9 protein-coding genes are annotated in these 10,858 nt (G+C 66.1%); 4 read left to right on the top strand and 5 right to left on the bottom strand.

Features of this window, described 5'->3' with window-relative positions; all coding sequences use genetic code 11:
- Positions 1–124: 124 nt before the first annotated feature.
- On the bottom strand, positions 125–514 hold the full coding sequence (locus tag ACLQ3C_RS16695; RefSeq protein ID WP_425706204.1) for a DUF5318 family protein: 390 nt from the start codon (positions 512–514) through the stop codon (positions 125–127).
- 176 nt (positions 515–690) lie between these two features.
- On the opposite strand from ACLQ3C_RS16695, the gene ACLQ3C_RS16690 reads away from it, so the two are divergent.
- From ACLQ3C_RS16690 to ACLQ3C_RS16680, 3 genes are all read left to right on the top strand, one after another.
- Positions 691–1,395 carry a PadR family transcriptional regulator gene (locus tag ACLQ3C_RS16690; protein ID WP_425706203.1) on the top strand — a complete coding sequence of 235 codons (705 nt, stop codon included), beginning with the start codon at positions 691–693 and terminating at the stop codon, positions 1,393–1,395.
- On the top strand, positions 1,388–2,476 hold the full coding sequence (locus ACLQ3C_RS16685) for an inositol-3-phosphate synthase (RefSeq protein WP_425706202.1): 1,089 nt from the start codon (positions 1,388–1,390) through the stop codon (positions 2,474–2,476). Before ACLQ3C_RS16690 ends, ACLQ3C_RS16685 begins: the two co-directional genes overlap by 8 nt.
- Before the next feature lie 186 nt (positions 2,477–2,662).
- On the top strand, positions 2,663–3,433 hold the full coding sequence (locus ACLQ3C_RS16680; RefSeq protein WP_425706201.1) for an HNH endonuclease family protein: 771 nt from the start codon (positions 2,663–2,665) through the stop codon (positions 3,431–3,433).
- Between the two features lie 6 nt (positions 3,434–3,439).
- On the opposite strand, the gene ACLQ3C_RS16675 is transcribed toward ACLQ3C_RS16680, so the two are convergent.
- Genes ACLQ3C_RS16675 through ACLQ3C_RS16660 form a run of 4 tightly spaced genes read right to left on the bottom strand, consistent with a single transcriptional unit; the run spans position 3,440 to position 9,049 of the window.
- Positions 3,440–4,111 (bottom strand): ArsR/SmtB family transcription factor, encoded by a 672-nt coding sequence (locus tag ACLQ3C_RS16675; RefSeq protein WP_425706200.1) that lies wholly within the window; start codon positions 4,109–4,111, stop codon positions 3,440–3,442.
- Entirely contained in the window at positions 4,108–5,532 is a 1,425-nt protein-coding gene (locus ACLQ3C_RS16670) for an MFS transporter (RefSeq protein ID WP_425706199.1), read from the bottom strand. The genes ACLQ3C_RS16675 and ACLQ3C_RS16670 overlap by 4 nt, the downstream gene beginning before the upstream one ends.
- 48 nt (positions 5,533–5,580) lie before the next feature.
- On the bottom strand, positions 5,581–6,867 hold the full coding sequence (locus ACLQ3C_RS16665; RefSeq protein ID WP_425706198.1) for an alpha/beta hydrolase: 1,287 nt from the start codon (positions 6,865–6,867) through the stop codon (positions 5,581–5,583).
- Positions 6,868–6,895: 28 nt separating this feature from the next.
- Complete coding sequence (locus tag ACLQ3C_RS16660) at positions 6,896–9,049, bottom strand: bifunctional lysylphosphatidylglycerol flippase/synthetase MprF (RefSeq protein ID WP_425706197.1); 2,154 nt, start codon at positions 9,047–9,049, stop codon at positions 6,896–6,898.
- Between the two features lie 310 nt (positions 9,050–9,359).
- Between ACLQ3C_RS16660 and ACLQ3C_RS16655 the strand changes: the two genes are divergently transcribed.
- On the top strand, positions 9,360–10,760 hold the full coding sequence (locus tag ACLQ3C_RS16655) for an alanine--tRNA ligase-related protein (RefSeq protein WP_425706196.1): 1,401 nt from the start codon (positions 9,360–9,362) through the stop codon (positions 10,758–10,760).
- Positions 10,761–10,858: the final 98 nt, after the last annotated feature.

Below are 10,858 nucleotides of genomic sequence, written 5' to 3'. Positions count from 1 at the left end.
TACTTATAGGCATCTTCACCGCCCACCACTCTGACGCACCGACGACCGCGAACCAAAAGCCGGACACGGGCGACACACGTCATCGCCGTCCGGGCCGGTTGACCGACCCGACGGCGATTCGCTTCTACTCGGCGACCCGACGGCGCCGCTGCGCACGTGGAGGCAGTCCGGCAACGTACGACTGCACGAGATGGTTCCAGCTGCAGGTACGGCAGACCTCGACGACGTGCACCGAGAACTCTTCGGCAGTGGCGTCGAGCCGGGAGATCTCCTCCGCCGACCGCGCCGATCCGGACACCTGGCCGAGTCGCTCGCCGAACACCCACGAGACCAAGGTCACGTGCTCTTTCCGGCAGATCGGACACAGCGTCGGACTGGGCCGGCCATGGAATTTGGCGGCCCGCAACAGATACGGACTCGCGTCGCAGACCTCGGTGACACCGACCCGACCGGAATGGACCTGCGACAGCCTCGACCGCCGTTGCAGGGCGTAGTCGACGATCTGGCGTTGCACGTCGTCCAGCGTACGTGGTCGGTACCGGTGGTGCCGGTGCGCCTACCCGGCCCTGCGCCCCCGGATCGGCGTGTTCGGATGTGTACTCCATGTACCCGATATCGACAGCGTTTATATCGGTGCGATACATTGGGCACAAGCATCGGTGCGACGGAAGAGCGGAAAGGGGGACGACAGTGCTGGAGATGGCGATTCTCGGACTGCTACTCGAATCCCCCATGCACGGGTACGAGCTGCGCAAGCGGCTCACCGGCCTGCTCGGCGCGTTTCGCGCGTTCTCCTATGGGTCGCTGTATCCGACTCTGCGCCGAATGCAGGCCGACGGTCTCATCGGTGAGACGAGCGCGCCCTCGGGAGTGAAGGTCCGGCGCGGTCGGCGCGTCTACCAGCTCACCCCCGCCGGCCGCGAACGCTTCACCGAACTCGTCGCCGACACCGGACCGCAGAACTACACCGACGACGGTTTCGGCGTTCACCTCGCCTTCTTCAGCCGCACCCCGGCGATCGCGCGGATGCGAATCCTCGAGGGTCGCCGACGCCAGGTCGAGGAACGTCGGGAAGGACTGCGCGAACTCGTCGGGCGTGCCACCGGCAGTTCTGACCGCTACACCCGCCAGATGCACGAGCTGAGCCTGGAGTCGAGCGAACGCGAGGTGCGCTGGCTCAACCAGCTCATCGCCGCCGAGGCCTCCGACGCCGAGCACGACGGCGCCGACACCGCGGCGCGATCCCCCACAAATGTCCCGGACACCGCGTCGTCGCCGACCGGTGCCGGAGAACAGGAAGAAGCCGAGCAGCACGACCGGCTCGGACGAACCCCCGTATCGCAGCCGAGTACTGCGACATCACAAGAAGAAGAAGGAGTACCCGACCATGGGTGAGCCCAATAAGGTGCGCGTGGCCATTGTGGGCGTAGGAAACTGCGCTTCATCCCTGGTCCAGGGCGTGCAGTACTACAAGGACGCCGACGAGAACGCCGCCGTGCCCGGTCTGATGCACGTGAAGTTCGGCCCGTACCACGTGCGCGACGTCGAATTCGTCGCCGCATTCGACGTCGACGCGAAGAAGGTCGGCTTCGACCTCTCCGACGCGATCTTCGCCAGCGAGAACAACACCATCAAAATCGCCGACGTCGCGCCGACCGGTGTGACGGTGCAGCGCGGTCACACCCTCGACGGTCTCGGCAAGTACTACCGCGAGACCATCACCGAGGCCGATGGCGACGGCGCCGACGTCGTGGCCACCCTCAAGGACGCGCAGGTCGACGTCCTCGTCAGCTACCTGCCCGTGGGCTCGGAGCAGGCCGACAAGTTCTACGCCCAGTGCGCCATCGACGCCAAGGTCGCCTTCGTCAACGCGCTGCCGGTGTTCATCGCCTCGGACCCGGAGTGGGCCAAGAAGTTCACCGACGCCGGCGTGCCGATCGTCGGCGACGACATCAAGAGCCAGGTCGGCGCGACCATCACCCACCGCGTGATGGCCAAGCTGTTCGAGGACCGCGGCGTCGCCCTCGACCGCACCTACCAGCTCAATGTCGGCGGCAACATGGACTTCAAGAACATGCTCGAGCGTGAGCGTCTGGAGTCGAAGAAGGTCTCCAAGACCCAGTCCGTGACCTCGAACCTGACCGGCTCGCTCGCCGGCAAGATCGACGACAAGAACGTGCACATCGGCCCGTCCGATCACGTCGCGTGGCTCGACGACCGCAAGTGGGCCTATGTCCGCCTCGAAGGCCGCGCCTTCGGTGACGTGCCGCTGAACCTGGAGTACAAGCTCGAGGTCTGGGACTCGCCCAACTCGGCCGGCATCATCATCGACGCGGTGCGTGCCGCCAAGATCGCCAAGGACCGTGGCATCGGTGGCCCGATCCTGCCGGCGTCGGCCTACCTCATGAAGAGCCCGCCGAAGCAGGTCGCCGACGACATCGCACGTCAGCAGCTCGAGCAGTTCATCGAGGGCTGATACCCGAGATCGACCGCTCGTACGACGGCGGCTCACCCCGATCATGGGGTGGGCCGCCGTCGGCCATGTGTCGGTAGGGTCCGGCACAATCGGCGCATGCGACGACGATGTCTGCGATTGCGGGCCGACCCCGGGTTTATGCGTCCTGCAGAGCACACATGCGCCAGGTCGGCACAGGTACGTGTGGTGCTCGGGGTTTCGCTGGTCGGGCTCGCCGCCCTGGCCGGTTGTGCCACACCCGCCGATTCGGTGAGCGTCACCTCGCCGAGCGAGAGCGCCGCGCGACTTCCGGCGCAGGACTCCGCCTCGGCATCGCCCGCCAGCACACCGACCGGCACCACACCCAGCAGCACCACACCGACCGACGCCGCACCGGCCGGCCCGGCCCGGGCCCTGCTGCAACTCCTGCCGGTGAAGGGCCGCGCACCCAAAACCGGTTACAGCAGAGCGCAATTCGGCTCGCCGTGGAACGACGACGTGACCGTCGAGGACGGCCACAACGGCTGCGATACACGCAATGACATCCTGCGCCGCGATCTCGTGGACATCACGTTCAAGCCCGGTACCCGCGACTGCGTGATCGCCACCGGAACGCTGCACGACCCCTACACCGACAAGACCATCGCCTTCACGCGCGGCGCGGAGACGTCGTCCACCGTCCAGATCGACCACGTCGTCGCCCTCTCGGATGCCTGGCAGAAGGGCGCGCAGCAACTGACGAAACAGCAGCGCGTCGACTTCGCGAACGATCCACGCAACCTGCAGGCCACCGACGGCCCCACCAATCAGCGCAAGCGTGACGGCGACGCCGCGACGTGGCTACCACCGCACAAGGCATACCGCTGCACGTACGCCATTCGGCAGATCCAGGTGAAGGCGGCCTACCACCTGTGGGTCACCGCCGCCGAGCGCGACGCCCTCGGCCGGCTACTCGACGACTGTCCCGCCGGGCGCTGACTCACCTCATGCCGATTCCAGACGCCCGCCGGACCAGATCCACGAGGTGATCCCGCCGTCGACGTAGGTGCTGTCCCGTTGTGCCGCAGCCAGTTCCGACGCCGCGGTCGGCGAGGCGACACAGTAGGGGCCCTGACAGTAGGCGATGATCCGCCGATCGGTCGGCAACGCGTCGAGGTGCTCGCGCAGTTCGCCGAGTGGTATCGAGATCGCGCCGGGAATGTGCCCGCGCTCGTATTCGTGCCGCGGCCGCACATCGATGACGAGCACCGATCCGTCGTCGAGACGGCTACGCAGTTCCGCGGCGGTCAGCGGCGTGAGATCGGCATGCTCGGCGAAGTACATCTCGACCTCGGTGCGCACCGCGGCAACATTGTCCCGGGAGAACCGGTGGAAGACCCCGAGCAGCGCGGCGACGTCGTCGGAGGCCAACCGGTAGTGAATGCGCACTCCGTCGCGCCGGCCGGCAACCAACTGGGCGGCGCGCAGGATCTGCAGCTGCGACGAGGTGTTCTTCAGGTTCACGTGCGCGTCGGCGGCGAGCTCCTCGACCGTGCGCTCGCCGTCGGTCAGGATGTCGAGCAGCCGCAACCGGATCGGGCTGGCCAGCGCCTTGCCGACGCGTCCGAGTTCGGTGTAGATCCCGAGCTCGGGAAAGCCTTCGCCCGTGGCACTCATGACGCCTCCTCGACGACGATCGGTACCGGCCGCCGACGTCCCACCGACGCTGCAGCAACGGCGATCCCGAGCAGCGCGACCACTGCGAACCCGAAGAACAGGTAGCGGGCCGACGCGATGTCGCTGCTGCCGAAGCTCACGAGGAGACCGGCGACCGCGGACCCCACGGCATTGGCCACCATCTGGACGGTGTTCACCCCGGCCGACGCGCGCGCCGCCTCGGCATCGTCGGTGGTGATGGTCATCGCCGCGGTCGCGATGTGCGGGAACGCCATGCCGATGCCGCAGCCGGCGACGAACAGGACGACGAACCACCCGGCGATCCCACCCGCGCCGTCGAACGATTGCAGCGCACCGTAAGCGGCGAGCCCCGCTCCCAGCACGCCCGGACCGGCCAGGCGAACGACGCGTGAGCGACTCCCCTCGGCGAAGGTCGTGCTGAGGATCTGCGACGTCGACCATCCCCATGAGAGGGCGGCGCCGAGAAGGCCGGCCGCGAACGGCCCCAGGCCGCCGATGCGCTGGCCGAACAGGGGGATGAACGTCTCCGTGGTCGACCCGATCGCCAGCACCGCCACCGACAGGTAGATCCACTTGAGCGGATTGCCCGCCACGTAGGTCAGCCGCGGGAGCAAGCCCACGCCCTTTCGACGATCGACGCCGACGAAGGCGAACAATGACGCAGCCCCCACGCAGATGAGGGTGACCGTCGCGGCAGTGCCGGTGGTCAGACTCGCGACCGACAGCGCAGCGGCGGCAAGGGCGACCGCCACCAACGACCACCAGGGAATCGGCGGATTGCGCACCGCGGCAACCCTATTGTGTGGGAGCGCGCGCGCCGTCGGGACCATGACGACGGCCGCGACGACGACGAGCAGCCAGAACGAGCCCCGCCAGAAATGCAACTGGGAGAACAGCCCGCCGAGTACCGGTCCGATCAGATTGCCGACCCCCCACATCGCCGAGGTGAAACCGATGGCGCGCACCCACAGTCGTTCTGGCAACGCGATGCGGACGACCGCGAATGCCAGTCCGGTGAGCAGTCCGCCGCCAAGGCCCTGGACGACGCGGCCGACCAGCAGGACCGGCATCGTCGGGGCCACCGCCCCGATGAGCGACCCCACCCCGAAGGCGAAGAAGGCGCCGAGATAGGCCGTGCGGGCGCCCAGCCGTGACAGCGTCGGCGTCACCAGCATGGACGCGCACACCGCCGCCAGCAAAAAGGTGGTCATCACCCACGCGTAGAGGTCGGCGCCGCCGATGTCGTCGATGGCGCTCGGCAACGACGCCGCCGTCAAGTATGTGCTGATGGCGAAAACCGCGACGCCCGTGGCCAATACGGCGACCGCACTCCGATGCTGCGGGGCGAAGAGGTCCGCCCATGTCGCCGCGGCGGGCGCCGCCGAACCAGTTTCCGCCATATTCTATGGATTACTAGAATATGGCCGGGTGTGTCAACCGCCGGCTCGCTACGCGGTGACCCCCAGTCGATTCGCGAGCCACGGCAACTGAGCGGCAAAGCCTTGCGACCACACGCCGAAGCTGTGGCCGCCGGGAACCGTGGTGAAACGCACGTTCATCCCGGCGCCGCGGGCCAGCGTGTACACCTTCTCCAGTCCGGGCCGATACTCCCCGTCATCGGCACCGACCACGAAGACCCCGGACACATTCGGGTACTGCTTGCGCCGCAGGAGGTCGACCGGGTTCACACTTTCGAATTGCGCCTGGTTGCCACCGAATGCCTCCTGCACGGTGGTCCGACGATCCCCGAGGGTCGGCTCGTACTGCCCCGACATGTCGAGAAACGTCGGGTACATGTCCGGATAGTTCACGGCCAGTTGCAGCGCGCAGGTACCGCCGTACGACAGACCACCCACCGCCCACTTGTCCCGTCGCTGCTCGACTTGCAGATTCGTCCTCGCCCACGCGGCCACATCGGCGGTCAGGTAGGTTGCGGCATTGCCGAGCCGGGAGTCCATGCACAGCGGATTGTCCAGCTCGGTTCCGGTTCCGTCCGCGACGATCACCACCGGTGTCACCCCATGGTGATGTGCCGCGAAATCGTCGAGCGTGCCGACCATCTGAACGCTGGTCAGCCAGTCCGAAGGCGAACCGGGTTGTCCGGCAAGCAGTACCAACACCGGCAGCAGTGGCCGCGGCTGCGCGAAGTAGGCAGGTGGCAGATACACCTCGGCCGGTCGTGCATCGAAATGTGAGGCAGAGCCCGGTATTGCCGCGGAGGCGACTCGGCCTCGTTCGGGAAGCCCCTGGGGAGCAGACCATTTCGCCAGTGGAACCGTACCTCCGCGGGGAACCCCGTTCAGGTCCACACTCTCGACATGATCGAGCCCGAGTGCCGCCCGCAGCGTCGGATATGACGCGAAGTGCACATTGATGAAGGTGAGGCCGAGGAGCACCACGAGCACCGCGGCGATCACCGTGATCGCGCGGTGCCCGAGCGGCACCGCTCGGGTGAACAGACGAGGTATGGCGAGCAGGATGCCGAGTAGCGCGACGCCGGCCCAGACGTAGACCGACAGCGGGATGGCCTCGGGGAACCGGCGCCAGACGTCTTCGATATACCAACGGGCGACAGCGATCACGATGACCGTCGTGACCACGGCCAGCGGTACGACGATCACCAGATACCGCACACTGCGGCGCGCCACCAGCCAGATCAGTCCCGCCGCTCCGGCGACCAACATCGCGATCGGGACCCAGCCATGGATGATCGACAGATTCAGCACCGCGGACATACACCGACCACCGATCTCTGCACGGGACCTACGCTCTTTCACGTCGATCGAGAAGCCCCGCCAGGCGCACCAACTGCCCGGGCGTGGCCTGCGGAAGGTAGGCCCTGCTGATAGCCAAACCTATTCGGGGAAGGTCGCTTTCGTCTCGATAGGCAAGGTAGACCGGTTCATAGCGGGGGCTGAACTTCTTCTTGAACGCATGCAGTGACCGGAATCCGTACAACGGCTCCATCGCCGCACCCATCACATCGAGTACCCGGTCGGTCGCCGACGTCTCCGCGTTCTCGTCGGCGGTGGCCAACGGTGCCCCCGACAGGGAGACGAACTGTGCACCCTCCCGTTGGAACCCGAGTATCGCTGAGCCGAGCAAGAACTCGATCACGGGCCCGAAACCGTCGGGGCGCCTGCGCATGACGTCGAGTGTCCAGCCTGCGACGGCGCCGCCGGGGGCGTACACCGGCAGCCACGACAGCACCCCGTGCACGTTGCCTTCCTCGTCGATGGCCAGCGAGACACGGACTTCCGGGTCCAGAGCTTCGTCGACGCCTCCGAGGGTGAAGCCCATTTCCGGCAATCCTTTGTCCCCCACCCACTCGTCGGAGATGGAACGGACCTGCGCCTTGATGGAAAAGGGTTCCTCGGCGAGTGCGACGAGGCGATGGGATATCCCCGATTTCTTGGCCTTGTTCAGTGCTGTTCGCACGTGCTGCCACGACTTGCCCTTGAACGCCAGCCCCGGTAGATCCACGATCGAGTCTTCGGCGATTTTCGCAGTGCGCCAACTCAGTTGGCGAAGGATGGCTGCGGTGTCTGCGCCGATGGAGAACCAGCAGGGCGTCAGCCCGCTCGACTCCGCGAAGTCGACGAACTCCTTGATCGTCCGGGTGGCATCGTCGTCGGAACACACGGGGTCGGCCAGCGCCAGCAACGTTCCGGCGTGCCGTTGATACGTCACCGCTGACCCGCCTGCCGCGGCGTCGCCGAACAGATAGTGATTGCCGTCCCAGGTCGTCATCCAGGACATGGTGCCGCCGCCGTGCGCGTGCAGCAGTCGCTTGACCTCCGCGGTGTCCGCCTCGTCGCCGCGCACACCGCTGCGGAAGGGGACCCGGAAGGCGAAGCGTCCCGAGACAAGCACCGCGACCTCGGTCAGCCATAGCAGCGACGTACCCAAGGTCACCGCGCCACGAGCCTGGAAGTCGGTGAACGCCACGGCCAACACCACGAACACGAAACCCACGACGTTCAATCCGCCGATCACGACGGTCACCCACCATGCCCAATGTTTGCCCCGGCGCAGTTGGGCCGCCACCAACGCGATCAGCGCCACTTCGATCCACATGACCCACACCGACGATCCGTCGGAGTCGGTCGGCCCCAGCGGACCCGAACCGGGAAAGAACCACACCAAGACGTCCGCCGCGGCGATCACGAGGAGACCGGCGAATCCCACCAGACGTACCTCGCGTCGGCTGCGCGGTGCAAACCCGTGCTCGGTGCCGCTGAACAGGCGCTCGCCCAGCGGGAGCATCACGGCAAACGCGACGAGATGCGCGACGTCGGACAGACTTCCCTCGAACAGCAAGGACAACGCGACATACGATGCCAGGATCAGCCGCAATCGCAGCCGCCACGGTGATCGGACCGTGGCGCTCGCGGCGACCACCGCTCCGACGATCCCCGTCGTCATCCCGACATCACGCACCTGCGCCAATTGGGACGGCCATTCCCATCCGATACCGCTGATCACCTGGTCGCTGAGCCCCCAGGCGAACAATGCGGCGATCAGGTGTCCGAGGAACTGGGCGGCGACGAACACCCCGACAAGGCGTAGGCTGCCCAGCCGCCACTCGGCCCAGGCGAGCAGCGTGATCACCATGATCAGGATGCTCACCAACTGCCAGGGCGTCAGCCCGAAGAACATTCCGGTACCGAGCGTCCACCATTCGCCGTCGGCGAATGCCGGCACACCATAAGCGACGTCGTGAAAGTAGCTCTTGTCTTTTGTTGCGCTCCAGAGCGTTCCCGTGGCGAGACCGATGATCAGCAAGCATGCGAACAGCAGCAGCGACACGGGGGCATGCCCGGCGATCACCCGGGCGTAGTGGATCGCCCGAGCCGTCACCGTGGGTGCGTGTGGCACCGAGGTGATGTCGTCGTCGATCGCTACGGTATCTGACATGACAAGGAGCGTAGGCGATTTGGCGATGGCATCCCCGCGAGAACCGGAAGCACAAGTACTGCTTGTCAATATGAACCCAATGCTTGGGCGCAATGGCTTGCGTGTGCCGACTCTGCCGTCCTAAAGTTGCGTACATCCCGTCAGGGACGAGGGGGATGCGCCGGTTGGGGTGCCTTCGATACGTTCGATCCGTATGTCCTCCACTACTTTTCGATGCTCGCCTGCCAGAACGACGGGAGACGCGCCCTCGCGTGGTCGTCGATGCCGCGCATCTTCATAGTCGTTCGGATGAGGAGTTGGCCTGTTGGATGTGGGCGAGATTCGTGCCGGATTTCTTCGGTACATGACCGATCGGGGCCATGCGGTCATCGACCGCGCGCCACTGGTCCTGCGAGACGATCCGACCACTCTGTTCACCGGCAGTGGTATGCAGCCTCTGGTCCCGTATCTGATGGGTGCCGACCATCCGGGTGGGACGCAGGTGGCCGATGTACAACCATGTCTGCGCTCGCAGGACATCGACGAGGTCGGCGACAACCGCCATACGACCTTCTTCGAGATGCTCGGCAATTGGAGTTTCGGCAGCTACTTCAAACGCGAGCAGATCGAGGCTCTCTGGGGTCTTCTCGTCGATGTCGTCGGGTTGGATCCCGAACGACTCTACGTGTCGGTGTACTCCGGGGACTTCGAACTCGGCATCCCGCGCGACGACGACAGCGCCGACATCTGGGCAGAGCTGTTCGAGCGCGCCGGAATAGCCACCGACCGCACAGTTCTCGATACCGAGGAGCGTGCCGACTCGGTAGGCAGTCAAGGGGCCCACATCTGCTACTACCGCGACAAGAACTGGTGGTCACGTGCCGGCGGTCCGGCCGACATGCCCGTCGGCGAACCGGGCGGACCCGATACCGAGGTGTTCTACCACTTTCCCCAGGTTCCCCACGACACCGCCTACGGCGACCACCCGCACCCGAACTCCGATGGTGGCCAATACATGGAGATCGGGAATTCGGTGTTCATGCAGTTCGCCAAGGACGTCGGCGGTTTGCGTCCGCTGACGCGCCGCAACGTCGACTTCGGCGGCGGCCTCGAGCGGATCGCCGCGGCCTCCATCGACAGTCCCGACGTCTACCGGGTCAGCACCCTGTGGCCGATCATCTGCGGCATCGAAACCCTCTCGGGGACAAGATATGAGGCGCAGACCCAGACGATGCGCATCATCGCCGACCATCTCCGCGGCGCGGTTTTCCTGATCGCCGACGGCATCGTCCCGGCCGCCAAGGAGCACGGCTACGTCCTGCGGCGCCTGCTCCGCCGGGCGATCCGGTTCGCCCATGGCCTCGGACTCACCGATGGGGTCACCGCCGAACTCGCGGCGATCGTCATCGACATCTATGCCGCCGCGTACCCGGACGTTGCCGCGCAACGCGAACACATCATGCAGGTGCTCGGGAAAGAAGAACGTTCCTTCCGCCGCACCCTCGGCAAGGGTCTGCGGGAACTGCGCCGGCTGGGCAAGGAGAGCCGGCCCATCACCGGTGCCGACTTCTTCACGTTGTATGACCGCTACGGATTCCCCGTCGAGTTGTCCTCCGAGGAGGCCGTCACGCGCGGTCTCGACATCAGCCCGGACTGGCGCACCGACTTCGACGCCCATGTGCGGGAACAGCGAGAGCGGTCGCGTTCCGGCAGTCGGCTCGGTGTGCACTGACGGCCGCATCAATCGGTCATCCGGGGAAAGTGGGCGATCCGTGGATGGCGGATGCATTCTCCGGAAGACCACGGTGCTGATCGGTATCTGCTGTCTGG

The sequence above is a fragment of the Gordonia sp. DT30 genome (assembly GCF_049844915.1).
Lineage (GTDB): Bacteria > Actinomycetota > Actinomycetes > Mycobacteriales > Mycobacteriaceae > Gordonia.
This window is presented reverse-complemented; position numbering and strand designations above follow the sequence as displayed.